Genomic DNA, 24,693 nt, shown 5'->3' with positions numbered 1-24,693 from the left:
CTTGGTTCTTCAATCCAGGCACGTAAAGTGTTTGAGGTGGTGTCCTCACCGTGTCTTCAACCGACCGTTGCTGCTCCCGCTTTCAACCACGCGGCGCGCGAACTGCCTGGTGCGGTGTCCTCGCTGATTGCGGGACCGTGTGGCGGCATGGATGCCGCCACCGAGCCTCCACGGACGGATTCACGGCGTATCCCGGGAGCGGTGAGGGCACCGCACACTCGGTTCACCACGCTTTAAACCGCGATTGGCAGATTGCCCGTCCAATAGTGGTGCCCAGCAGCGCACCTCAGCGCATTCCTGGGCACGCTCGGTGGCGCGCGGGTCGCTCAGCGCAGCGACTTGATGGTCAGATCCAGCGCGTCTTGGCCTTTTTCCTTTTGCAACAGGCGCGCCGGGACCGGCAGGTCCTTGACCACCCACGCAATCAATTCCTTGTCGCCATCCACGCGCGACACCTTGGTGGCCTGCTCCTGCTTGCCGTTGACGGTGATGGTTTCCTTGCCGACCACCTTGTAGCTCATCGGCTTGATACGGCCTTCGTCCACCATGCGGTAGTTCAGCGGCTTGCCGGCGGCCAGGTCACGGGTGATCGCCAGGTTGATCAGCAGCGCATCCATGTCGCCGGGCTGCAGTTTCACCGGGCCGCGGCGGTCCGGCTTGATGTCGCCGCCCCAGGTCGCCTGACTGGTCTTCCAGTCGTAGTTGGCGGTGACGTTACGGCGCTTGACCATCATCGACGAGGTGTCGTTGCTGCTGACCGGGCGCAGTTGGCCATTGGCTTCTTCGAACACCGTGCTCTGGGTCAGGTTGGCCAGCTGGTTCTGGATGGTCAGCGTATAGCGCCACTGGTTGGCGCCGGCAGCGGCCAGGGTCATGGTGCCGTTGGCCTGCATGCCCATGTAGTTGGCCGAGTAGTCGGCCTGGAACGGTTGCATGGCAAATGCGGGCACGCTGGACATCGCCAATGCGGCGGCAGCGATCACGGCGCTGGTACGGGAGAAGATTTTCATCGCTTAGGCTCCTTGGTATTCGACCAGGCGCAGATCGATCTGATCCTCACCTTTGTCACGTTGCAGGATGCGCACCGGAGTGGGGACCCCGTTGGCGATCCAGAGGATGGTTTCGTTGTCGCCGCTGTTGACGCGGTACACCCGCAACGCGTCGTAGCTCAGATCGCCCACCTGCACCACTTCGGTGGCATCGGCAGCGCGGTAGTCGTATTTGCGCACCTTGCCCACGTCGACGTAGCGATAGCTGAGGCTGCGCCCGGGCTGCGCGTCGCGCATCAGCGACAGGTTCAGCGACAACGCGCTCTGGTCGCCGTGCTGCAAGGGAATCGGCTGCTGGCGATCTTCCTTCAGATCGCCGTTCCATTGCGCTGTGCCGGCCTGCCAGTTGTAGACGCCGGTGACCTTCTTGCCGAAGAACACTGCCTTGCGCACGGTGCTCTGGCTCAGCGGCACATACGTGTCGCCATCCACGCGGAACACCGTGCTCTGCTCCAGGTTCAGGCCCAGGATGCTGGCGAAGCCCTTGCGGCCACGCACCGACATGTCGATGCGCCACTGGCTACCCTCGCCGTGACTGACCTGCATGGTGGCATCGCCCGCTTCCTTGCCACGATAGAACGCTTGATAGGTCGCCACGAACGGCTCCAGCGGCGGCGGCGTCCAGGTGCTAGCGGGCAGGGCAACGGGCGGCGTCGGCGCGGCGCCCGGAGTCGTGACCGGGGCGGGCGCCGCTGGCACAGGCGCGGCGGGCGCTTGTTGCGCACGGCCGGGGCCGGCCTCGGTAAGCAAGGCAACAGTTAACAGCGCGGCGGCGATCGGGATGACGTTCATGCGCTGGTCGCGGGCACGGAGGCCGCAAGGATGTCCGGAACGGGATGAGGGGAATGTCTTCCGCATTCAGGCGAGCGCGGTGTTTGCGGACTCTAGTCGCAGTGGCGTAAACAGGCACTGACCGTCGATAAGCACGCTGTCGCCGTGCACCGCGACGCGGCCACTGGCTAGCAGCTCCAGCGTGGCCAGGAGCAGCGGGTGCTCGCGCGCCAGCACCCGCGCGGCCAGCTGCTCGGCGCTGTCGCAGGGCAGGACCGGCACGCGCGCCTGCGCGATCACTGCGCCGGCATCCAGCTCCGGCACCACCAGGTGCACGCTGGCACCGTGCTCCGCATCGCCGGCTTCCAGCGCGCGCGCGTGCGTGTGCAGCCCGCGGTATTTGGGCAGCAGCGACGGGTGGATGTTGAGCATGCTCCCGGCGAAACGGCGCACCAGCGGCTCGCCCAGGATGCGCATGTAGCCGGCGCAGATCACCCAGTCCGGCTGCACGGCGGCGATAGCATCGCCCAGCGCGGCATCGAAGGCAGCGCGGTCGGCGAAATCGCGCGGGCTGGCGCTCCAGCGCAGCGCTTGCTCGACCTTGTGCAGGGCCGGCGCCTGCGGCCGATCGGAGAACACCCCGACCACCTCGGCATGCAGGCGCCCGCTGGCGATCGCATCCAGGATGGCCTGCAGGTTGCTGCCGCGCCCGGACGCCAGCACGGCCAGGCGCAGGCGGGCGTCAGGTGCGTGCATTGGATAAAGTCCTCACAACGGGGTAGGCCGCCAGGCTGCCAAGGGTGGCCAGCAGCATGTCGGTATGCGCATCCCAGAGGTCGCCCTGCTGGCCGTTGTAGGCTTCGGCCGCCTGCGGCGACAGCAGCAGCGCGATGCCCCATTCGAACCATTCGTAGACCAGGCTGACGCACATGATGGTCATCGCCGTCAGCACGAACGCTTGCCGAAGCGTCAGGCGTGGCCACCGCTGCATCGCCAGCTGCGCAATGGCTGGCGTGAAGCACAGCCCGAACAGCAGATGGATCAGCCGATCGAAATGATTGCGTGTCCAGCCGAACGTGGCGCTGGGCGACCAGTGCAGCAGCTGCAGGCTCCATTGCTCATAGGGCACGTTGGAATACAGCCAGCGTGCGCCAATGCAGTGCATGGCGATGAACACGCAGATGGCCAAGAATGCACCCGTGCCCAGCTGCCAGCGACGGTCGGCCCACACCATCGCAAGCAGCCCCAGCACCGTCAACGAACTGTGCAGTGCCTGTTCCACCGGCCACAGCGGCGAGATCCAGCTCACCGAAAAGACCGCAACCGTGATGAGCAATGCCGCCAGCTTGGGAAGGCGCAACGCGGATGTGCTCACGTCGATCTCAGGTGGCGGGTGCGGCGATGCCGAACAACGCCTTGACCTGCGGACGCAGCAGCACCACCAGCGTAAACACACCGACGACGGTGCCGAACGGCATGAACGAGCAGGAGATGCCGGCCACGATCAGGCACAACAGATGCCGCCTGCGCTGGGCGATGCAACGGCCGGCATAGGCCATGAAGCCGGCCATGCTGAGTCCACCCAGGATGAGCATCGCTGCAATGATCACGAAGACCCAGCCGAACAGCTGTATCTCCTGGGGCGCCGCCTGCCCGGTGCTGTCCTTCATGGGCAGCCGCCCGGTCACGATGGCCAGCCCCATGAACAGGTGGATCAGCGGAATCAGCGAAAACAGCCCGGTGATGCCAGCCAGCACGTAGTCGAAGATCGACAGCAGCTTGAGGTGCTGCAGATCTTCGGCGCTGGCAGCGACAGTGGCAGCGGAAGGGCTGGCGATCGGGGACGCGTCCATGCAGGTCTTCTCTCAGCCGATCCGCACGCGTTCGTCGCCGTGCGCACTGACCACCTGGCCGATACGCCAGTGCGCCAGCGACTGCGCATCCAGCGCCTGCTCGAGCGTGGCGGCTTGCTCGGGCGAGGCGATCAGCACGAAGCCGATGCCGCAGTTGAAGGTGCGCCACATTTCGGCATCGGCCACCGCACCTTCGCGCTGCAGCCAGGCGAAGACCGGCGGCAGCGTCCAGGCGGTGGCATCGATGTCCAGGCCCAGCCCGTCCGGAACGACGCGGATGATGTTTTCGGTCAATCCGCCGCCGGTGATATGGGCCATGGCATGGATCGCCTCGCCATGCGCCTTGAGCAGCGCCAGCACCGGCTTGACGTACAGCGCGGTCGGCGCCATCAGCGCATCGATCAGCTTGCTGCCATCGTCCAGTACGTGTTCGGCCGGGGCGCCGGCGCGCTCGTAGATCTTGCGGATCAACGAATAGCCATTGGAATGCGGGCCGGAGGAGGCGATGCCGATCAGCACGTCGCCGGCGCGCACCTGCGCGCCATCCAGCAGCTGCGATTTTTCCACCGCGCCCACGGTGAAGCCGGCCAGGTCGTATTCGCCCGGCGGGTACATGTCGGGCATTTCGGCAGTTTCGCCGCCGATCAGTGCGCAACCGGAGAGCTCGCAGCCACGCGCGATGCCGCCCACCACCGCCGCGGCGGTGTCCACATCCAGCTTGCCGGTGGCGAAGTAATCCAGGAAGAACAGCGGCTCGGCGCCCTGCACCAGCACGTCGTTGACGCACATGCCCACCAGATCGATGCCGATGGTGTCGTGCCGGCCCAACTGCTGGGCCAGCTTGAGCTTGGTGCCCACGCCGTCGGTGCCCGAGACCAGCACCGGCTCCTTGTATTTGCCGGACAGGTCGAACAGCGCGCCGAAGCCACCCAGGCCGCCCATCACCTCTGGCCGGAAGCTGCGCTTGACCAGCGGTTTGATGCGTTCGACCAATGCATTGCCGGCGTCGATGTCGACACCCGCGTCGCGGTAGGTCATGGGCGAGGGGCTGGAAGGCGTTTGGCTGGTCACGGGCGGGGGTGGCTCGGCGGTAAAGGCAGCGATTTTAGCAGCCACGTTGGCGCTAGCGCCCCATTCGGGCAACAATTCACCCGGATACGCTTATGTCATGGAACCGTCGATGCGCCGCAGTCTCGCTTTCTTTCTCGCCCTCGTGGTCGCCATGCCCGTTGCCCCGGCCTTTGCGCAAGCAGACCTGCGCACCGAAGGCGACGTTGCCAAGGCGCAAAGTGCCTACGACGCCGAAGTGCCGGTCAATAGCCAGAGCGAATCCGATCGCCCCGGCGCACTGGCGCGCGCGCTGGGTGCAGTGCTGGGCAAGGTCTCCGGCGACCGCGGCGTGATGAGCCGCCCCGGCGTGCCGCAGGCGCTGCGCAACGCGCCCAACTACGTCGACCACTACGACTACCGCCAGGATCAGGGCACCTCGCGCACCGGCGCGCCGACCTTCCGTACGACCCTGGTGGCACGGTTCCGGCAATCGGATGTGGATGGCCTGATCGCCGCGCTGGGCCTGCCGGTGTGGCCGTTGCCGCGCCCCAAGCCGGTGCTGTGGTTGGCCATCGACGACGGCAGCGGCCCACGTCTGGTTGGCGTGGCCCAGGCCAATGCCGCGCGCAGCGTGCTGGACCGTGCGATCGAACGCGGCTACCGACTCGGGTTGCCGAGCGGCGCGGCCGCCGAGCAGGCACTGGCTGGCGCGATCTGGCGCAAGGACACCGCCGCGGTGTCGCGCGCCTCGGCCAAGTACAGCCCGCCGATGCAGCTGATCGGCAAGCTCTACCGCAGTGACGCCGGCTGGACCGCCGATTGGGTGTTCGTGGACAACGGCAATGTGCTGTCCAGCTGGACCAGCAGCGACGGCGACGCACGCCGCGCCATGGCGGCCGGTGCCGACGGCGCCGCCGATGCACTGGTCAAGCGCTATGCCAAGCGGGTGGATTCGGGCGTGCCCGGTGTCTACCGCGTGGTGATCACCGGCATCAGCAGCGCCGACGACTACCTGCGCGTGTCGGCCGCGCTGCAGGGCGTTTCGGTGGTCCGCAGCATTCGCCCGGTCAGCGCCAATGGCGACCGGATGGAACTGGACCTGGAATTGCTCACGGGTATTTCCGGCCTCAACCGTATGCTCGGCGACAACAGCCCGCTGGTGTCGGTCTCGGTACCGACCGAAGGCCCGATCATTCTCGAAAACGAGCACGCCGAGTACCGCCTGAAATGACTTTGACTCCCGAAGCCGAGATTGCCCTGTTCCTGCGTCGCCTCAAATGGGCGGCGGTGATTGTCGGTGTGTTGTGGGTAGTCTCGCTGCTGGCGCCGATCCTGACCCCGTTCGTGCTGGCGTTGTTGCTGGCATGGCTGGGCGACCCGCTGGTGGATCGCATCGAACGTGCCGGACGCTCGCGTAATGTCGCAGTGATGCTGGTCTTCGTGCTGGCGACGCTGCTGTTCGTGCTGGCGCTGATGATTCTGGTGCCGATGATCGAGCGCCAGATCATGACCTTGATCGATGCGCTGCCGCAGATGCGCAACTGGGCCACCGGGACCGCCATTCCGTGGCTGGAAGCCAAGACCGGCATGCAGCTGATGGCCTGGCTGGACCCGGAGCGCTTGATCGACTGGATCCGCAGCCACTGGGAACAGGCCGGTGGCGCCGCCAAGACGCTCTTCGGCTACGTGTCGCGCTCGGGCTTTGCGATGGTGACCTGGGTGATCAACCTGGCGCTGCTGCCGATCCTGGCGTTCTACTTCCTGCGCGACTGGGACCGGTTGGTCGAACGCGTGGCTGCCGTCATCCCGCGCGCCTACATCGGTACCGTGAGTCGCCTGGCACAGGAATCCAACGACGTGCTCGGTGGCTTTATCCGCGGCCAGTTCCTGGTGATGCTGGCGCTGGGGGCGATCTACGCCACCGGCATGTCCATCATCGGGCTCAACCTGGGCCTGTTGATCGGCATCATCGCCGGCTTGATCAGCTTCATCCCGTACCTGGGCGCGACCACAGGCATCGTGCTCGCATTGCTGGCAGCCATCGTGCAGGCGCAAGGGTTGGATCTGAAATTGCTGATCGGTGTGGGCGTCGTGTTCACGGTGGGCCAGTTGCTGGAAAGCTATGTGCTCACGCCGCGCATCGTCGGCGACAAGATCGGCCTGCATCCGGTGGCGGTGATCTTCGCGGTGATGGCCGGCGGCCAGTTGTTCGGCTTCCTCGGTATGTTGTTGGCATTGCCGGTGGCGGCGGTGGCCAACGTGTTGTTGCGCTATGCGCATGAGCAGTACACGCGCAGCGATCTGTATGCGGGCGAGCGTGCCGGCATCGTGCTGCAGTCCACGCCCGAGCGCAGCGTGATCATCGACCCCAGCAAGGACGCGGACCGGTTGTGAGTGTTCCGCAGTTGCCGCTGGCGTTGCGCGCGCCGCCCGATCAGCGCTTCGACAGCTACATCGCCGCGCCCGACGGCCTGCTCGCGCAGTTGCAGGCACTGGCTGCCGGGCAGGTGAGCGATTGGTTGTACCTTTCCGGCCCCGCCGGCACCGGCAAGACGCATCTGGCGCTGTCGCTGTGCGCCGCCGCCGAGCAGGCCGGGCGCGCGCCGGCGTATCTGCCGCTGCAGGCGGCCGCCGGCCGTCTGCGTGATGCGCTCGAAGCGCTGGAAGGCCGCAGCCTGGTCGCCCTGGATGGCGTGGAAAGCATCGCCGGACAGCGCGACGACGAAGTGGCGTTGTTCGATTTCCACAATCGCGCGCGCGCGGCCGGCATCACGCTGTTGTACACCGCGCGACAAATGCCCGATGGGCTGGCGTTGGTGTTGCCAGACCTGCGTTCGCGGTTGTCGCAATGCATCCGGATCGGGTTGCCGGTGCTCGACGATGCGGCACGCGCGGCGGTGCTGCGCGACCGCGCGCAGCGTCGCGGCCTGGCGCTGGACGAAGCGGCGATCGACTGGCTACTGACCCACAGCGAGCGCGAACTGGCGGGGCTGGTGGCCTTGCTGGATCGTCTGGATCGCGAATCGTTGGCTGCAAAACGCCGTATCACCGTGCCATTTCTGCGGCGTGTGGTTGAGGATCGTGGGTCTTAGAGCAGCTGACAGAGTTACCACGATCACCGCTACGCAGGCTCGAGCTGCTTCGCGATTCCCATCAGCATAGCTATGGCAGGTCCAGGCGCTCGAGGCACATCGCCTAGAGCTTGCAGGGCAGCCGGTCTGTGGCTCTGCTGCAAGGCCCTTGCCCGCCCATCGTCGCGGCACACGCCGCAAGTACGTCCTTGTAGGCTCCGGCGCGGCATCCATGCCGCTCAAGGTCCCGCGACGGTGGGCGGGCAAGGACCCGTCGGGATGGTCGGTGCGCATGGATAAGAGTAGGTGCGACGGCCCTCGGGTTGCCTGCAAGGACCCTCGAGATGGTCGGGGCGCATGGTGCACGCAATGCCGATGCACACCGGGCGATGCGGCGTTGTGACCACGATCAGCCGCCGTCGTGCAGCAACTGCGCATCCAGCGCCGCCAGCCGCTGCGGCGTGCCGACATCGGTCCAGCGCCCGGAATGGTGAATGCCATCGATCAAGCCTGCCGCCATCTGCGCGCGCAGGATCGGCGCCAGCGCAAACCGCGGCGCCGTGCTGCCCTGTGCGGGCAGCGGGCCAATCACCGATGGCCAATCGCGTAGCAATGCTGGCCGATAGACACCGATGCCGGCATAAGTATGCGTAGCAGGGAGATCGGCGCGTACCTTGCCATCGGCGTCCATCGCGAAATCCGCACGCGCTGCATATGCAGGTTGGTCGACCAGCACCAGTTGCGCCAATCCCTCCGGCGCACGCGACAGACGGGAAAAATCGAAATCGGTCCAGATGTCGCCGTTGATCAGCAAAAAGGGCGCATCGCCCAACAGCGGAAGCGCGTGCAACATGCCGCCGCCAGTTTCCAGCGGCGTGGTCCCTTCGTAGGAATAGGTCAGCCGCAGACCGTACGCGCTGCCGTCTCCCAACATCTGCGGGAACTGCTCGGCCAGCCACGAGGTATTGATCACCGCCTCGTCCACCCCCAGCGCCGCCAACTTGCGCAGATGCCACACGATCAACGGCGCACCGCCGACGGACAGTAACGGCTTGGGCGTGTGTTCGGTCAGCGGGCGCATGCGCTCGCCGAATCCTGCGGCGAAGATCAGCGCCTTCATGCCGTGGCCTGCTGCGCACGCGCAGCCAGCGCGGGTTTGATCACCTCTTCCAGCAGGCCGATGAGCGGCGCAAGCTCGGCGTAGCGCGGCAGTACTTCGTCCAGATACGCAATGAAACGCGGCACGTTGTCCAGATACCAATGCTTGCCATCGCGATGACTCAGGCGCGAGAAAATCCCCAGGTTTTTCAGATGGCGCTGCACGCCCATCCAGTCCGCATCGCGCAGGAAGTGCGCCAGCGGCGGAACCGGCAACCCGGCCGCCGTTGCCCGGGCGTGATAGCGCTGCAGCCAGCCGTCTACCCGAACGATCGGCCAGCTCACCGACGTGTCCTTGAACAGGCTGATCGGGTCGTAGGCGATCGGGCCGATCACGCAATCCTGGAAATCCAGCACCGCCGGGCCATCGGGTACCGGCATCAGATTGCGCGGCATGAAATCGCGGTGGGTGAACACGCGCGGCTGGGCCAGCGCGTTGTCCATCAGACGGCGCTGCACCAATTGCAATTGCTCGGCATGGGCGCAGTCCAGCTGCACGCCCAGGTGGCGGCCCAAAAACCATTCTTCGAACAAACCGGCATCGCGTTGAAGCAGTGCTTCGCCAAACACGCCGCTATCGGCAGGTGGGGGGATTTTTTGTAGCAACAACAGTTGAGCAATCGCGCCATCCAGCAAGTCGTCGGCGTTGGCGTCGGTGAGAACCTGTGCCAGCGTCGGAACGCCCAAGTCCTCCAGCAGTAGAAAGCCGGTGTCCAGATCCTGTGCGAGCACCTGCGGCACGCGTACCCCATGGGCGCCCAGGAGCGCATGCATGCGCAGCCACGGCGCCACGTTTTCCAGCTGCGGTGGCGCATCCATCAAGATGCGATCCACACCACGCCCGCGTGTGCGCCAATAACTGCGAAACCCCGCATCGACCGATGCGCGCTGCAGCGAGGCGTGTGGATCGTCAAGCGCTTGTTGCGCCCAGTGCAGGCGACGCGCATCGCGCGCAGGATCCGGATGGAGTGACGTCATGGAGAGAGAAGGTGTAGTGGAGTGATGAATAAACGCAGCAGAGACGCGTCGAAACGCTCAGCGCTTGTTGCCACTGAACAACCGCAACAACGCCAGGATGGCGATCGCTCCGAGCAGCGCGCCAAGGAAACCGGCCGGCTCGCCTGCGTGGTACCACCCCATGTAGCGGCCAAACCAGCTGGCGACCACGGCACCGGCAATGCCCAGCACGATCGTCAGCAGGCAGCCCAGACGTTGCGTACCCGGCGTAATGAAGCGCGCCAGCAGCCCAACCACAAAACCGACCAGCAGAATGTAGAGCCAGCTGTCGCTACCAAACAGATGATTCATCGCAGCACCGAAGGTGGACGGGATCGGCAGACTAGCATTTCGGATGTCGCCGCCTGGCGCAGTGGGCGCAGGAGCGATCGCGCCGATGCATCGACTTCAGAGAGCGTAGTGATCGGCTTCTGCCGCTGTGCGCTTTTGATTTCATGCGAAGCCATCCATCTCTCCGGCCAGCCGCTTCCCAGGAGACATGTCCGCAGGAAAATGTCGGGGGATGAGGTTTGCAAAACCAAAAGCATCGCAGGCGACGCTTCAGGGGAAAAACGGCTCTGCATCGGCAAGCCACTTCCAAATCCTTCCCCGAAGAGGAGCAGATCCTGAGCCCCTCTCCCATCGGGAGAGGGGTTGGGGTGAGGGTACGGGGCCAGGCAACGCGTGAAGTCAGGCGGCCAAGTCGCACCATGAGCCTGATCGCCAACCAGGCAACCAGACCACCAACCAGGCAGCCAGACCACCAACCCACCAACCCATGCAAGCACCCGCACAAACCACTACTCAGCTTTCCCAGCAACTGATTCAAGCCAACCGGATGCACCGGTTCAACCGCTAACTCAACAGCAACCATGCCCGCCATGACGGGTGCCGCTATCGGCTGCCACCGGCGAGCCGCTGGTTTCCCCGCGCAGGCAGGCGGCATGATGGTCGGCAATTACCTTCGAGACGCAGGCCGTCACCCGCTTGCCCATCGGGATGTGCAGGAACTCGTTCGGCCCATGCGCATTGGAATGCGGCCCCAGCACGCCGGTGATCATGAACTGCGCGCCGGGAAACTTCTCGCCAAGCATGCCCATGAACGGGATCGAGCCGCCTTCGCCCATGTACATCGCCGGCTTGTCGAAAAAAGCCCGGCTGGCGTCGTCGATCGCCTTTTCCAGCCATGGTGCCATCGCCGGTGCATTCCAGCCGGAGGAGGCCTTTTCCAGCTCCAGGCTCACCTGCGCGCCATTGGGCGGGTCGCGCAACAGCGCTGCCTTGAGCAACTCGCCGCAGGCCTTGCCATCGGCCGTTGGCGGCAGTCGCAGCGACAGTTTCACTGCGGTCTGCGGACGCAGCACATTGCCAGCCGAAGCCAGCGGCGGCATGCCATCCACCCCGGTAATCGACAGCGCCGGGCGCCAGGTCCGGTTCAACACCAGCTCGGTCAGATCCTCATGCATCGGCACCAGCCCATCGACCATCGGGAACTTGTCGAAGATCGCGGTATCCAGCGTCGCGGCGGCCGCCTTGGCCTGGGTCAGCCGCTCGGCGGGCACCTCCACATGCAGGCCGTCGAGCAGGATGCGGCCGGTGGTTTCGTCCTCGATGCGCGACAGCAGCTGGCGCAGCAGGCGGAAGCTGGACGGCACCACGCCCGAGGCATCGCCCGAGTGCACGCCTTCTTCCAGCACCTTGACCGTCAGGTTGCCGCCGGTCAGCCCGCGCAACGAGGTGGTGCACCACAGCTGTTCGTAATTGCCGCAGCCCGAATCCAGGCACACCACCAGCGACGGCTTGCCGATGCGCTCGGCCAGATGGTCCACATAGGCCGGCAAATCGTAGCTGCCGGACTCTTCGCAGGCCTCGATCAGCACCACGCAACGCGCATGCGGCAGGCCCTGGGTACGCAGCGCCAGGATTGCGGCCAGCGAACCGAAGATGGCATAGCCGTCGTCGGCGCCACCGCGCCCATACAACTTGTCCTCGCGCAGCACCGGCTCCCAGGGCCCCAGGTCCGCGTCCCAGCCGGTCATCTCCGGCTGCTTGTCCAGGTGCCCGTACAACAGCACGGTGTCGTCGCCCGATTCGGGGCCGGTGGCCGGGATCTCGATGAAGATCAATGGGGTGCGGCCTTCCAGGCGCACTACCTCGACCTGCATGCCGTCGATGGCCTGCGCGCGCGCCCAGGTTTCCATCAGGGTCACGGCCTGCTCCATGTAGCCATTGGCCACCCAGTCGGCGTCGAACATCGGCGACTTGTTGGGGATACGGATGTAATCGACCAGTTGCGGGACGATCTCGCGGTCCCAGGTGTCGCTGATGAATTGGTCGATCTTGGCGCTGTCCATGAAGGCTCCGAATGCGTGACGTAGCAGCACATTCTACGCCGGTGACATGGGGTAGGGATTTCCCTACAAGGCGGCGCGCAGTTCACCGGCTGTGTGAAAAGTTCGTTGGCTATAGGATTGCTGCATGTGGCGCGGGACACTGGCTCCGCCGGCAGGAATGCTGGCTAGGACCATCACCCAAGCCACAAGGAGCGTTGCAATGAAGTCATTTACCGTAGTCCTGAAGTCCCTGCTACTGGCGTTGTTGTTGTCCTCGAATGCGTATGCGCTCGACAAGGTCGATATCAACACCGCGTCTGCTGAGGAATTGGACAAGGTGCTGACGAATGTCGGGCGATCAAAAGCCGAGGCAATCGTCGAGCACCGTCAGGCAAACGGTCCCTTCAAAAGTGCCGAGGAACTGGCACTGGTCAAGGGCATCGGACTCAAGACGGTCGAACGGAATCGTGACCTGATCGAAGTAGGAGCCACGATGGCTCCTGCCAAGAAGGCTGCCAAGGGGGCGGCGGTGAAACCGGTGGGACGGCGTTAAGGGGAAGGGATCCGAGATACGGTTCGACGCGAGGATGCGTGGCCGCAACCTAACTGGACAGGATGTCTGGGGGATGGCTGGAAGCCGACAAGGATGTGGAATCGCCCGGTGTTGCACTTGGATGTGCAGCCGGGCGTTTTTCGTTTTGGGCCCGTGAAGATCTTGGGATCGCGCACCGCCAAGGTGTGCTGAAGTGGGCAGCAAAACGTGTCGGGAATCTTCAGCTGAGATGGACTGCGCCGCAAAGCCTCAAAGCGTTCGAGCGACTCATGCATACGAGCATCGGTAGAGCCCGCCTTACGATGGTCGTGTCGTAGCCCGCCGCTAGATATTCAGGTCACTGGCTACGCGTCTTGCCGATAAAGGCGGACGACTATGCGTCTTGCCGAGAAAGGTAGGCGACGCGGCAACATACGGCCTGATCTCGAGGCGCGAGCTTGAGGCACAATGCGCCGATGCAGCTGACAGACCTGAGCAGCCGGGTGATTCCGGCCAATGAGTACCGCCGTGAGCGGTGGCGCAATCAGTTGGGTTGGACTCGGGAGATCCTGCGCCTGGGCAATACGGCGCAGTGGGCATTGCGGTTGTCGATTGCCGAAATCGAGCAGGATGCCGCGTTTTCGGCATTCGCAGGCATCGATCGTGAGTTGGTGCTGCTTCGGGGTAACGGCATGCGCTTGATGTTCGGCAGTGGCGATGCCGACACCGACACCGACACCAACACCAACACCAACACCAACACCAACACCCACACCAACACCCACACCAACACCCACACCCACACCCACACCTGTGCTCGCAAGAGTGGCAGTGCTAGCGCTCACGCGAATGGCAGCGCCACAACTGCTGGAATCCAAACCGCTGCGGATGCCCGGAAGGGTGCTGGTCCGGACACTAGTGGCGCAGGGAGTGCTGACGAGCATGCTGCTGTCGATGGCTCGTGGGGCGCGGGTGAGCGCCTGGGTGCAAACGCTTCGCGTAGCAGGTGTGTCGACTTAGTGCCGCCCTATCAGCGCGTGCGATTTGCCGGCGAAGAGGCGGTTGAGGCGGTGTTGCTGGACGGTCCTACCCAGGATTTCAACCTGATGTGGCGGCGCGACTTGCTGCAGACCGAGCTGCTGCATCGTCCGCTGGTCGGCACCATGTTGTTCTTTGCCGACCCGGGTAGCGCCTGGGCGATTCATCTGCTTGCCGGCCAGGCGAGTTTCGGGCGGGACAGCGGTTTGCCGCCGTTGGCGGCTGGCGATACCGCATGGCTGAGCGCAGCGACGCGCACCCGTTACGTGCTCGACGGTGGCGGCGAATTGTTGGCGATCCGGGTGAGTCCGTTGCCGGAACATTGAACTTGACCGACAGCGCTACTCAGTCCTGCCTGCGGCGACTCGGTCGGTGGCCACGCGCCCCTACTGCTTGCGTACAGTTCGGATATCTTGGATGTACGTTTGCCCGCGGTTTGCGTCCGGCGCATTTGTGGGGCGAGCGGGCAGGTGTCCTGTGTCGAAGGCATGCTGGATGAAATGCGGACCAGTGCGTCGACGCGTGTCTGGCCGATTATTGGCGTGAAGGTTTGGCGGCGCGGTGACGCGGATCAGTACACATCGCGTCGGTACCGGCCGTCGTGTAGCAGTTGCTGCCTGACCGATGCACCCAGGATATTGTCTAGCGCCTGGTCTACCTCCGGCGCCATGCCGCGCAGGCTGCCGCACACGTAGAGGCAGGCGTCTTGTTCGACCCATAGGCGCACGTCGGCGGCCGCTGCAGCCAGCGCGTGTTGCACATAGCGTGCAGATTGGTCCTGATCGCGCGAATACACGCGGTCCAGACGTTCGAGCCAGCCGGCGTGTTGCCATTGCTGCAGTTCGTCGGCGTAGAGCGCGTCTTGCGCAGCGTTGCGTTCGCCGAACACCAACCAGTTGCGCCGCGCTCCGGCAGCGATACGTGCGCGCAGATGCGCGCGCAGGCCGGCGATGCCAGTGCCGTTGCCGATCAGCAGCATGGGCCGATCGGGAGCCGGCGGGTGGAAGCCGGGGTTGCTGCGTAGGCGCAATGCAATCGGTGCGCCGATCGGTGCATGCACGCACAGCCAGCCGCTGCCCAGGCCCGGGCTGCCGTCGCTGTGGCGGTGCTGGCGTATCAGCAGCTCGATATGACCTTCGTCGGGGAGGGAGGCGAGCGAGTACTCGCGATGAGGGAGGGCCACCAGATTGCGCACCAGCGTTTCCATCTCCAGTGGCGATGCGGTGCCGATCCCGGAAGCTGTTTCCGGGAGTGCAGTCGCCTGTGCTTTCGTCTCTTCGGTTGCGTTGCCTGCGATTGGCGCTAGATCCACCGGAGCAACGATTTTTGCGTCAAGCCTTGCAGCTGCTCGTTCCGCTGCTTTTCGGGATGGGGCTGCATGTTTCTCCCTGTGGGCAGCCAGATCGGCGGGAAGCTGCGCGCCGCTGAGCCAGTCGCGCAGCATGCGGTTGTCGATAGACTGCGCGCCATCGTAGCGATGCCGCTGCAACCAGGCGTCCACCGTGGCGGCTGGATGGCGTGGCGCGATCTCGGCGATGTCGCCTGCTTTCCACGTGGGTAACTGGCCATCGCACGGCGTCAGCCGCAGCCGATAGATCGGCGAGCCGGCACTGCCGGGATTGACGTGGATGCGCTCGCGCAGTTGCCAGGCTGCGTAGGTCGGTACGCTCCAATCCGGCTGCGTCGCGAGTGCGGGGGCCAGTTTCGCCAGTTGTCGCTGCCACTGTTGCAGCGCCTGTGGGTCGGCGTTGTCGACCTCGATGCGCGCGAACAAGGGTGCGGCACCGCGTGCCTGCAGGCGATCGTCCAGGCGCCGACCGAATGCGCAGAACTGCGTGTAGCGCCGGTCGCCTAGCGCCAGTACGGCGTAGCGGAGTGCGGCCAGATCCTGGCCGTCACCGGTCAACCAGCGATGCTCGGCGGCCTGCAGATGGTCGGGTGCATCGCCTTCGCCGGTGGTGCTGACAATGCACAACAGCCGCGGCACGCGCGCGAGTTGGCTGGCATCCACGGCATCCAACGGCAGCGCCACCGCGCCTATCCCAGCCGACTGCAAAGCGGCGGCGCTGCGTTCGGCCAGTTCGCGCGCGAACCCGGTCTGGCTCGCCCAGGCGATCAACACGCCGCTGGCGTCGCCGCGTTGCGCGCTAGCGCCGATGGATGAGCGCCATACGACGAGCGCGCAGAGAGCGGCGTATGCCACCACGCCCAATGCCGCCAGTTGCCAGCGGTGCGGCGTCGGTGGGCTCCACCACGCGCCGTCATGCAGGCTGCCGAACCATCCGAGCAGCGCCGCCAATGCAAGCAACACCAGGCTGTTGCCAAGCCGGGCGCGTGGTCGTGCAAGATTCATGACGCAGCCAGATGCTGTTCGAAGGCAGGGCTCATCGATTCGTGCAGCGCGCCGTCGTTACGCGACAGGAAGCGCACCGCAAGATGCGCAGTGCGCGCATGGGCGAGTCCATCATCCACGCCGAGCACCGTCATTGCCGTGGCCCACGCATCTGCGTGCATCGCATCGTTTGCGAGCACGGTGACCGCGGCAGGCGCATGCGGCACCGGTACGCCGGTGCGCGGGTCGAACGTGTGCGCGTAGCGGACGCCGTCGGCGTCGAAGCGGTGCCAGCGATCCCCAGAGGTAGCCACCGCCAGCCCATCCAGCGCGAGGACGCGTGCCGGCAATGCCGCGCCTGCATCTTCGTCGGGTGCCGATTCCACCAGCACGCGCCACGCGCTGCCATCGGGTTTGCGACCGTATCCGAACAATTCGCCGCCGACTTCGATCAACGCGCTCGCGATGCCGGCCTGCATGAGCGCGTGGTGTACGCAGTCCACGCCAAATCCCTTGGCAATCCCCGAAAGATCCAGCGCCACTGCGCCAGGCTGCAGCACGCGCATGCCGTCCAGATCCAGGCGCTGCCAGCCGCAACGCAAGCCGGCCAGCCCGATCTGCTCGCGCGAAGGCACGCGTCGTCGGCCGCCGGAGGCGCCGAAGCCCCACAGCTCGACCATCGGGCCGATGGTGGGATCGAAGGCGCCGCCACTGGCCTGGGCGATGTCCAGGGCGGCGCGTAGTACCGCGTGGAACTCGGCAGGCAGCGTCTGCCAATGACCCGCGCTCGCACGGTTGTAGCGACTGATGTCCGAGTCGGGCTCCCAGGTGCTCATCTGCCGGACGACACGATCCAGTGCGGCCTGGATACAGGCATGCAGCGGATGCAGGTCGCGCCCGCGCGGCGCCACCAGCTTCACGCTCCAGGTGGTGCCCATGCTGCGGCCGCCCAGGGTGGCGATTTCGTGGTTGGAAGGCGCTGCGGGCATGGCGTGACAGGGTGGGTGCGGGAAGCGGCAGCATGCCGCAAAGGTGCCCTTGCTGCCGTGCCTGACCGCTGGAGGCCAAGAACCTCGCGATCGGTCGTCAGTGGCTGGAAAGTGCGCAGAAACCGGTATGCGCGAAGGGTATTCACCGCAGCATGCGACGGTCGCGCCCGCCTGGCGGCGAGCGCTGTGGTTTGTGCGTGCCGCTCTTATTGCGGCAGCACTTCCAGCGTGGCGACATAGCCCAGGCGACGTTGCTTGGCCTGCGGCAGCGAGGTCTTTGTGTCTTCGCTGGTGGTTTCCAGCCAGTACATTCCGGCTTCCGGCCAGGTCACGCTGAAGCCACCCTTGGCATCGGTCTTGAGCTTGATCTCGTTTTGCGCATTGCGGTACCGGGTGCCACCGCGCACGATGTCGATCTCCAGCCCGGCGGCCGGTTTGCCGTCCAGCTGCAGGGTGAATTGCGCCGCTTCGCCGGCGACCAGATCGTTGGGGTGCGTTACCGGAATCAGCTCGATGCCCTTGCCGCTGGGCTTGAACACGATGGTCGACGGTGCACCGCGGGTGACGAAGGTTTCCACGCGGTTGAGCGATTGCGAGACCTGCAATTCCTTGGCGTTTTTCGGCACTTCGGTGGCGAAGCTGGCTTCGTTGCCGCGCCAGCGTTTGGGTTTGCCGTCTTCCTTCCAGCTGGCGAACAGGCCTGCGTTGACGATGGCGAGCTTGTAGGTGCCGGGCTGGGTGAGCTGCAGGTCGAACACGCTGCGGTATTTGCCGGTCGCCGGGTTTTCCGGCGTGAGCGCACTGCCATCGGGGGCGGTGATGCTCAGGTTATCCAGTCGCAGCGGCACGTGGTTGAAGTAGAACAGATCGTTGGACACTGCGGCATCCACGGTGATCCATGGCGCATCGCCAGCGACGACGGTCTGCGACGGCAACAACCAGGCCTTGTGGGCGAGTGCGCTGACCGGCAGTGCGGCAAGCAGGACGACCAGGACGAGCGAGCGTTTCATGACGACTCCTTGAAAGACGATGACGACGATGGGGCGCATGTCGGAGCAGCGCGAGACTGCAACGCTGTCCGGGTACGTAGAAAGCGCCAGGTGTGAAGCGACACGCGTTGCCGCCATGCGCGAGGTATGCACTGTGGAAAAATCGACATGCTGGAGAGAACTGCCAACGCCAACGCGGTGTTCAGGGCTTTGCCACCAGGCTGATCGCACCGAGCTCGCTGCTACCGCTGGCTTTGGCTGTTTGCGCGGACGTCGCCGGCCAGGTGAAAGGCAGCTTGACCAGCTCGCGGCCGCCAACTTCGCGGGCGGCTTCCACCACCAGCGTGTAGTGCCCCGCCGGCAGCGACTTCAATGCGCCCTTGGTGTCGGAGAACGACAGCGCATGCGCGCCGGCAGGCCGGGTGGGGCCGGTGACGCCATCGACCGGGACGCTCAGGGTGCGGCCGCTCTTGCGCCACCACTGGCGCAGATCCGGCAGCCATTTGGTGCCGTGGCCTTCGGCGGTGTCCCTGGATTGATGCCAGACCGCCAGATTGGCGGCGACCTCCTGATCTGCGCCTTCCAGCCAGATCGCGACATACGGGCGGTGGTATTCGGCGACGGTGAGCTTGGGGATTTCGACATTGATGTCGAGCGTGGCCGCATATGCGGGCATGGCGAGCAGGCCGCTCAAGGCGATGGTCAACGTGACGCGCATGATCGTCTCCGGTAGAAAGGTTCAGTGGATCAACAGCAGGGCAAGCAGCAACGGAATCAGCAGGCCCAGGCCGACCAGCGGCCAGGTCATGCGCCGCTGCCGTGCATGCAGGTGTAGAAGGAACAGGCCGGTGATGCAGAACACCAGGCAGGCGATGGCGAACACGTCGATGAACCAGCCCCAGGCCGGCCCGGCGTTGCGGCCTTTGTGCAGATCGTTGAGATAGGCCACCCAGCCACGCGATGTGCGCTCGTATTCGATTGCACCCGTCGTGCGGTCCAGGCTCAGCCACGCGTCGCCGCCTGGGCGGGGCAGTGCGACATACACCTCGTCGGCCGACCATTCGCCGGTGCGCGCGCCGATGCCGATGTCGAGCTGGCGTCCCAACCATTGCGCCACACGCGGCGGCAGCGGTGCATTGCCGTCCTGCCGGTTGCCCAGCGTGTGCAGCAGGGCAGGCGGCAGCGTCAGCGAGCGTTGCTCGGTCGATGGGCTGGCTTCGATGCGTGCGGCGTGGTTCAAGGTCAGTCCGGTGACCGTAAACAGCAACATGCCGATCAGGCACAGCGCCGAGCTGATCCAGTGCCACTGATGCAGCATGCGCAGCCAGAAACCGCGACGTTGCTGTGCGCTGGCGAGGTGAGCGTGGTCTGAGGTCGACATGCTGCGCTCAGGCCACCTGTTCGGAAACGCAGGGCTGCAGTTGTCGCTGCCGTGCAGCCACCTCGTGCAGCAAGGCGCGCAGGCGTGGATGGTGCGCGCCGGCCAGCAGTGGCGCAAGCTGCTGCAGAAAGCCGGCGTGGCCACCTGCGATGGCGCGACGCATCCATGTCTCGGCCTGATCCAGCTCGCCGCTGTCGGCAAGCAGCGTGGCGTAGCCGGCCTGGCCGCGGAAATCGCCCGCTTCGGCAGAGCGCCGGTACCACACGCATGCGGCCATGGGATCTGCAGCGCAGGCCAGGCCCTGGTCGAGATAGCGCGCCAGGAAGTTCATCGACTTGGCATGACCGGCTTCGGCCGCGCGGCGGTACAGCGCCAATGCCTGCGCATGGTCCTGCGCCACGCCGCGCCCGGAGGCGTACAGGTGCGCCAGGTTGTACATGCCCCACGCCAGGCCATGGTCGGCGGCGCGGCGATACCACAGCACGGCCAGCACCTCGTTGATGGCCGTGCCAAACCCGAGCTCATGGCAGCGGCCAAGCTGGTTCATCGCCTCCGCACACCCTGCGTTGGCGGCCACTTCGTACCACAGCATCGCGGCAGCCGGATCTGCGGCAATGCCGCGTCCTTCGGCATACATCTGTGCGAGCAGCAGCTGTGCGCCTACGTCATGGTTCGCAGCGGCGTTGTGCAAGAGCGCACGTGCCTGTTCCGGCTGCCCGCGCAGCAATGCGCTCAGCTGCGCGATGTCCAGCGCCGGCTCAGACATCGGCCCATTGCCGCAACAGGTTGTGGTACACGCCGGTGAGCTGGATCAATGAGGGATGCCCGGGCGTGTCCTGGGTGAGGCGGCGGATCGAGACATCCAGTTCGAACAACAGGCGGCGCTGCGCAGCGTCGCGCAGCATGCTTTGTGTCCAGAAAAAACACGCCACACGCGCGCCACGCGTGACCGGCATGACCCTGTGCAGACTCGTGCCCGGATAGATCAGCAGGTGCCCGGCCGGCAGCTTGACCGACTGCGTGCCGTAGGTGTCTTCGATGACCAGCTCGCCACCGTCGTAGCTGTCCGGGTCGCTGAGAAACAGCGTGGCGGAGACATCGGTGCGCACCGCTTCGGCACCGCCGCGACTGCGGTCGTAGCGCACCGCGTTGTCCACGTGATAGCCGAACGACTGCCCGCCGCTGTAGCGATTGAACAGCGGCGGGTAGATCCTGCGCGGCAACACTGCCGAGAAGAACGTGCTGCTGCGCGCCAGCGCCTCCAGCACCAGCGCGCCGGCTTCGCGTGCGACGGCGCTGTCTTCGGGCAACTGTGCGTTGTCCTTGACCTGTGCCGATTGGGGGCCGGCGGTGATGCGGCCGTCTGCCCAGTCGGCCACGTCCAGCTGCGCGCGCAACTGGCCGAGCTGCGCGGGGCTGAGCACATCGGGGATGGGCAACAACATGCGGTGGTCTCCACGCCGCCCGCGTTGCGCGGACGGCATGCCTGAGGGTTAGAAGCTGAAGGTGGCGTTCAACACTGCCGAGCGGCCATCACCCGGCAATGCCCAACCGCTGCCCGCCGTGACGGTTCCTGCGGCGTTGACAGTGAGGTTGTTGCGGATGCTGGTGTAGTACTCCTTGTCGAACAGGTTGTTGACGTTCAATTGCAGGCTGAGCCACTCGTTGACGCGCAGGCCGACCATGGCGCGGTGCACCCAATAGGCGTCGGTCTTGCGATACACCGCGGTCGAGGTGTTGTTCGGGTAGAAGCTGCCCTGATAGTTGACGCCGTACCCGAAGGTCCACTGGTTGAGCTGGTAGGTGGTCCAGAGGTTGCCGGCATTACGCGGGGTCTGCACCAGCTCGCGCCCGGCGATGGGGTCGCCTGTGAGGCTGGCGGTGCGATTGGACACGCTCTGCAGCACTTCGCTGTCCAGGAAAGTGTAGTTGGCGAAGATGGACCAGCGCTCGGTCAGGTAGCCGGCCGCGCCCAGCGCAATGCCGTCCACGCGCGCCTTGCCGTCCAGCACCTGCTCGGGGACCAGCGGGTCGCCGCTGTTGACCTTGTAGTTCTCGCGTTCGTTGCGGAACACTGCGGCGGTCAGCGCCAGGCGCTCGTCCAACGCATCCCACTTGCCGCCCAGTTCGATATTGACCGCGGTTTCCGGTTCGACATTGCAGTTGGCACCCACCGTGGAGGTGGCAATCGGCGTGCACGAGCCGTTGACCGAGGCCTTGGAGGGCGTCTTCGCATTTGCATAGGACAGATACAGGCTGGCGTTGTCGACCGGCTTGAATACCAGTCCGGCGCGATACGAAAACAGGTCGTCCTTGCTGCCGGCCGGGAAGCCTGCGGCCACGCCGGTGATGCCGCCGGTGGCGTTGACGGTATAGGTGGTGGTGTCGCCTTCGTTGTGCTCGTAGCGGCCGCCCAGATTGAGCATCCACTGCTCGTTGAACTGCAAGGTGTCGAACAGGTACACCGCCTGGTTGGTCAGGCTGCCCTTGCTGCGGCCGGTGCGGAAATAGTTCTGCGGTCCGGTCCAGATGTTGTACGGGTTGTCGAACGACTGCAGCGGGTAGGTGATGCCGGTGGTGGAGCCGTCGGCATTGCGGAACAGCGAACCGCTATCCAGTTCGAAATCTTCCTTGCTGAAGGCGACACCGGCGACGAGGCGATGTTCGATGGCGCCGGTGTGCAATGTGGCGGTCAGGTCGGTCTGGCTGTGCGCGATGAAGTTTTCGGTATCGCGCACCAGTCCGCGCGGCCCGCTGTTGGGGTTCCAGGTCGACGGTGGCTGGCCTACGCAGGCGCGGCCGGTGTAGGCGTTGGTGTTGTCGGGCAGGCACCAGGTGCCCTCAGGTGCAGTGGCGATGGTGCGCTGATCCACGCGCTGCAAGCGCGCCAGGCTGCGCAGTTTGACGTTGTCGTCGAAGTCCATTTCCAGCACGCCGGTGAGCATGTCCACGTCGATGTCCTGGCGCGACACATTGCGATAGCCGTAATAGGTTTCGCGGTCCACGCCCGGCAACGGGCCATCGTTGAACGGGCTGAGCGCGAACGGCACGCCGTACTGCGGCAGGTTGTTGTCGTGCTGGTGCAGGTAGCTCAGCGTAAAGCGCGTGTCCGAACCCAGGCCGAACGCCACCGACGGAGCAAAACCCCAACGGTGACGGAATTCTTCGTCGCGGCCCGGCACGTCCTGGGTGTGGCCCATCGCATTCAAGCGCACGGCAATGCCGTTTTCGAAGTCGTAGTTGCTGTCGGCAGTGAGGCGGCCGTAACGGTCGCTGCCGCCGCCGATCATGACGTTGGTGAAGTCGCCCTGGCCGGCAGTCTTGGTGACCAGGTTGATGTTGCCACCGACCGAGCCTGCGCCGGACATGGCCGAGTTGGCACCGTTGATGAGCTCGACGGATTCGAGGTTGAAGGTGTCGCTGCGGCTGTACTGTGCGCTGTCGCGCACGCCGTCGGTGGTGATGTCGCTGCTGGCGGTGAAGCCGCGCAAATTGATGCTGTCGCCATAGCCGCCGCCGCCTTCGCCCGCGCCGAAGGTGATCCCGGGCAGGGTGCTGAGCACATCGCGCAGCGACAGCAGATTCTGCTGGTCCATGGTCTGCTTGGTGACCACGGTAATGGTCTGCGGCGTGTCGCGCAGCGCTTCTGTGTACTTGGGCGAAGACGGCTTTTGCGCACGTTCCTGCTGCACCCGGATCGCATCCAGATCCACCGCCCCTGGAGGCGCCGCCACATCGTCGGGCTGGGCGAAAGCGGGGGCGGACAGCGTCAGCAACACGGCCGAAGCGAGCGGGGAAATGCGAGGCGTCATGGAAGGTCTCAAAGAGGAGTCGAGGCTCCCACCTGGCGATGGCTCGGCGGATGCGGGATGGAATGCGTGGGCGCTGCGCCGGCTAACCTGAAGCGCTGCGCCGACAGTCGCCCGAACCAGGCAAGCTGAAGCGCTGCGCGAGGGGGCGCAGGCGGAGCGAACGAGCGGGGCGGGTGTCGAGCAGGGCTGGTTGCATGGGATCGCAGACAGGCCAGTTGTTAAGAAGGCCTTAAGGATGCGATCTTAAATGCAAATCATTCTTCTTTGCAATATTTGCGAGTCGATGGCAGGCGCTGTCACGTGGCGCCGTCGAGCGGAACGGCCGCCGCATCGCATCGCGTCAGTCAGCGGTCGTCGCGGGTCCAGATGCCGTCGTGTTCGCGCTTGACCGGGAACTTGGGCACGGCCGTGTAGGCAGGTGCGCATAAAGGGCGGCCGTCGCGAATATTGAAGCGCGCGCCATGCAATTGGCATTCGATGGTGCCGGCAACCGGATCGAAGCTGCCGGGCGACAGCTCGTAGTCTTCGTGGCTGCAGCGGTCTTCCAGCGCATACAAGGCGCCATCGAGGTTGAACACCACGATCGGCGTGTCGGTGACCTCGTCCCAGACGGTCTGCATTTCACCGGGCAGCAGCGCATCGCTGGCACAGACGAAGGTCCAGGTGTCGCTCACGGGGTCGGCTCGTGCAACTGCTTTTCCAGCACCTCAAAACGCAGATCCTGGCGCAGCGGAATGCCGAAGCGCTCGTCGCCATACGGGAAGGGTTTGACGATGCCGGTGCGGCGATAGCCGCGGCGTTCGTAGAAGGCGATGAGTTCATCGCGCACATCGATGACGCTCATGCGCATCACCGGCACCTGCCATTGGCGATGTGCAAGGCGCTCGGCTTCGGCCAACAGCGTCTTGCCGAGCCCGCTGCCCTGCAACGAAGGATCCACCGCAAACATCCCGAAGTACCCGGCGCCGTGGTCGTCGGCGATATGCGCACAGGCCACCGGACGCCCATCCTGTTCGACCACCAGCACCAGGCTGCGTTCGCGCAGGATATCGTCGCGCAGCACGGCCGGATCGATACGCGCACCCTCGAGAATATCGGCCTCGGTGGTCCAGCCCACGCGGCTGCTGTCGCCGCGATAGGCCGAGGTCACCAGCAGGACAAGGGCGTCGATGTCAGCGACGGTGGCGGTGCGGAAAGTGGTGGTCTGCATGGACACAGTTTAATCGGGAATGGGGAATGCGGAATGGGGGGAAGCGCTGCGCTGCCCGATGAGCCGTGTTCCATGCATCGCATGTCACCGGCGTTCGGGAGAACCGCTCTTTCGATTCTCCATTCCCGA

General features: G+C 65.2%; 25 protein-coding genes. 5 read left to right on the top strand and 20 right to left on the bottom strand.

Translation table 11 applies throughout. The features are described from left to right. Positions 1-326: 326 nt before the first annotated feature. From FLG15_RS14875 to purM, 6 genes are all read right to left on the bottom strand, one after another. Complete coding sequence (locus tag FLG15_RS14875; RefSeq protein ID WP_039572766.1) at positions 327-1,010, bottom strand: DUF3108 domain-containing protein; 684 nt, start codon at positions 1,008-1,010, stop codon at positions 327-329. 3 nt (positions 1,011-1,013) lie between these two features. Next, entirely contained in the window at positions 1,014-1,841 is an 828-nt protein-coding gene (locus FLG15_RS14870; RefSeq protein ID WP_057679283.1) for a DUF3108 domain-containing protein, read from the bottom strand. A gap of 66 nt (positions 1,842-1,907) precedes the next feature. Beyond that, positions 1,908-2,576: a phosphoribosylglycinamide formyltransferase gene (gene purN, locus FLG15_RS14865; RefSeq protein WP_057686966.1), complete on the bottom strand. Its 669-nt coding sequence runs from the start codon at positions 2,574-2,576 to the stop codon at positions 1,908-1,910. After that, a complete protein-coding gene (locus FLG15_RS14860) occupies positions 2,563-3,180 on the bottom strand; it encodes a DUF2238 domain-containing protein (RefSeq protein WP_057679993.1) in 618 nt (205 codons plus the stop codon). The genes purN and FLG15_RS14860 overlap by 14 nt, the downstream gene beginning before the upstream one ends. Positions 3,181-3,202: 22 nt before the next feature. Next, complete coding sequence (locus FLG15_RS14855; RefSeq protein WP_150146659.1) at positions 3,203-3,673, bottom strand: hypothetical protein; 471 nt, start codon at positions 3,671-3,673, stop codon at positions 3,203-3,205. A gap of 12 nt (positions 3,674-3,685) precedes the next feature. After that, entirely contained in the window at positions 3,686-4,819 is a 1,134-nt protein-coding gene (gene purM, locus FLG15_RS14850) for a phosphoribosylformylglycinamidine cyclo-ligase (protein WP_170922403.1), read from the bottom strand. A gap of 22 nt (positions 4,820-4,841) precedes the next feature. On the opposite strand from purM, the gene FLG15_RS14845 reads away from it, so the two are divergent. From FLG15_RS14845 to hda, 3 genes are read left to right on the top strand one after another with little or no spacing between them, the layout of a single operon-like run. Further along, complete coding sequence (locus FLG15_RS14845) at positions 4,842-5,954, top strand: DUF2066 domain-containing protein (RefSeq protein WP_057679991.1); 1,113 nt, start codon at positions 4,842-4,844, stop codon at positions 5,952-5,954. Beyond that, a complete protein-coding gene (locus FLG15_RS14840; protein ID WP_057679990.1) occupies positions 5,951-7,117 on the top strand; it encodes an AI-2E family transporter in 1,167 nt (388 codons plus the stop codon). Before FLG15_RS14845 ends, FLG15_RS14840 begins: the two co-directional genes overlap by 4 nt. Continuing rightward, positions 7,114-7,815, top strand: coding sequence for a DnaA regulatory inactivator Hda (gene hda, locus FLG15_RS14835; protein ID WP_057679989.1), 702 nt, complete (start codon positions 7,114-7,116; stop codon positions 7,813-7,815). Before FLG15_RS14840 ends, hda begins: the two co-directional genes overlap by 4 nt. 388 nt (positions 7,816-8,203) lie before the next feature. Here the strand turns inward: hda and murU are convergent, their stop codons facing one another. The 4 genes from murU to FLG15_RS14815 form a co-directional block, all read right to left on the bottom strand. Then, positions 8,204-8,914 (bottom strand): N-acetylmuramate alpha-1-phosphate uridylyltransferase MurU, encoded by a 711-nt coding sequence (gene murU, locus FLG15_RS14830; RefSeq protein ID WP_057679605.1) that lies wholly within the window; start codon positions 8,912-8,914, stop codon positions 8,204-8,206. After that, on the bottom strand, positions 8,911-9,930 hold the full coding sequence (locus tag FLG15_RS14825; RefSeq protein WP_039583622.1) for an aminoglycoside phosphotransferase family protein: 1,020 nt from the start codon (positions 9,928-9,930) through the stop codon (positions 8,911-8,913). The genes murU and FLG15_RS14825 overlap by 4 nt, the downstream gene beginning before the upstream one ends. Positions 9,931-9,987: 57 nt before the next feature. Then, positions 9,988-10,260: a GlsB/YeaQ/YmgE family stress response membrane protein gene (locus tag FLG15_RS14820; protein ID WP_017157695.1), complete on the bottom strand. Its 273-nt coding sequence runs from the start codon at positions 10,258-10,260 to the stop codon at positions 9,988-9,990. 548 nt (positions 10,261-10,808) lie between these two features. Next, the gene (locus FLG15_RS14815; protein WP_150146657.1) at positions 10,809-12,302 is read right to left on the bottom strand and encodes a M20 family metallopeptidase; all 1,494 of its coding nucleotides are present in this window, start codon (positions 12,300-12,302) and stop codon (positions 10,809-10,811) included. Positions 12,303-12,459: 157 nt separating this feature from the next. Here FLG15_RS14815 and FLG15_RS14810 point away from each other — a divergent pair, with 157 nt between their 5' ends. After that, the gene (locus tag FLG15_RS14810; protein ID WP_006452365.1) at positions 12,460-12,834 is read left to right on the top strand and encodes a ComEA family DNA-binding protein; all 375 of its coding nucleotides are present in this window, start codon (positions 12,460-12,462) and stop codon (positions 12,832-12,834) included. 455 nt (positions 12,835-13,289) lie between these two features. Next, positions 13,290-14,177, top strand: a complete 888-nt coding sequence (locus FLG15_RS14805; RefSeq protein WP_150146654.1) for a HutD/Ves family protein — start codon at positions 13,290-13,292, stop codon at positions 14,175-14,177. A gap of 245 nt (positions 14,178-14,422) precedes the next feature. On the opposite strand, the gene FLG15_RS14800 is transcribed toward FLG15_RS14805, so the two are convergent. From FLG15_RS14800 to FLG15_RS14755, 10 genes are all read right to left on the bottom strand, one after another. After that, on the bottom strand, positions 14,423-16,204 hold the full coding sequence (locus tag FLG15_RS14800; protein ID WP_057679609.1) for a flavodoxin domain-containing protein: 1,782 nt from the start codon (positions 16,202-16,204) through the stop codon (positions 14,423-14,425). Continuing rightward, positions 16,201-17,172 carry an FAD:protein FMN transferase gene (locus tag FLG15_RS14795; protein WP_017157691.1) on the bottom strand — a complete coding sequence of 324 codons (972 nt, stop codon included), beginning with the start codon at positions 17,170-17,172 and terminating at the stop codon, positions 16,201-16,203. The genes FLG15_RS14800 and FLG15_RS14795 overlap by 4 nt, the downstream gene beginning before the upstream one ends. Before the next feature lie 206 nt (positions 17,173-17,378). Continuing rightward, positions 17,379-18,182 carry a DUF4198 domain-containing protein gene (locus tag FLG15_RS14790; protein ID WP_057679611.1) on the bottom strand — a complete coding sequence of 268 codons (804 nt, stop codon included), beginning with the start codon at positions 18,180-18,182 and terminating at the stop codon, positions 17,379-17,381. Positions 18,183-18,363: 181 nt separating this feature from the next. Next, on the bottom strand, positions 18,364-18,879 hold the full coding sequence (locus tag FLG15_RS14785; RefSeq protein WP_057679612.1) for a DUF2271 domain-containing protein: 516 nt from the start codon (positions 18,877-18,879) through the stop codon (positions 18,364-18,366). 21 nt (positions 18,880-18,900) lie between these two features. Next, positions 18,901-19,542, bottom strand: coding sequence for a PepSY-associated TM helix domain-containing protein (locus FLG15_RS14780; protein WP_057679613.1), 642 nt, complete (start codon positions 19,540-19,542; stop codon positions 18,901-18,903). Between the two features lie 7 nt (positions 19,543-19,549). Further along, positions 19,550-20,308 carry a tetratricopeptide repeat protein gene (locus FLG15_RS14775; RefSeq protein ID WP_057679614.1) on the bottom strand — a complete coding sequence of 253 codons (759 nt, stop codon included), beginning with the start codon at positions 20,306-20,308 and terminating at the stop codon, positions 19,550-19,552. Further along, positions 20,301-20,987: a Fe2+-dependent dioxygenase gene (locus tag FLG15_RS14770; RefSeq protein WP_057679615.1), complete on the bottom strand. Its 687-nt coding sequence runs from the start codon at positions 20,985-20,987 to the stop codon at positions 20,301-20,303. The genes FLG15_RS14775 and FLG15_RS14770 overlap by 8 nt, the downstream gene beginning before the upstream one ends. 48 nt (positions 20,988-21,035) lie before the next feature. Further along, on the bottom strand, positions 21,036-23,354 hold the full coding sequence (locus tag FLG15_RS14765) for a TonB-dependent receptor (RefSeq protein ID WP_057679616.1): 2,319 nt from the start codon (positions 23,352-23,354) through the stop codon (positions 21,036-21,038). A gap of 344 nt (positions 23,355-23,698) precedes the next feature. Further along, positions 23,699-24,028 carry a non-heme iron oxygenase ferredoxin subunit gene (locus FLG15_RS14760; protein WP_057679617.1) on the bottom strand — a complete coding sequence of 110 codons (330 nt, stop codon included), beginning with the start codon at positions 24,026-24,028 and terminating at the stop codon, positions 23,699-23,701. Beyond that, on the bottom strand, positions 24,025-24,564 hold the full coding sequence (locus tag FLG15_RS14755) for a GNAT family N-acetyltransferase (protein WP_057679618.1): 540 nt from the start codon (positions 24,562-24,564) through the stop codon (positions 24,025-24,027). Before FLG15_RS14755 ends, FLG15_RS14760 begins: the two co-directional genes overlap by 4 nt. Positions 24,565-24,693 lie beyond the last annotated feature (129 nt).

The sequence above is a fragment of the Xanthomonas phaseoli pv. dieffenbachiae genome, from assembly GCF_008639345.1.
Classification (GTDB): Bacteria; Pseudomonadota; Gammaproteobacteria; order Xanthomonadales; family Xanthomonadaceae; genus Xanthomonas; species Xanthomonas phaseoli.
This window is presented reverse-complemented; position numbering and strand designations above follow the sequence as displayed.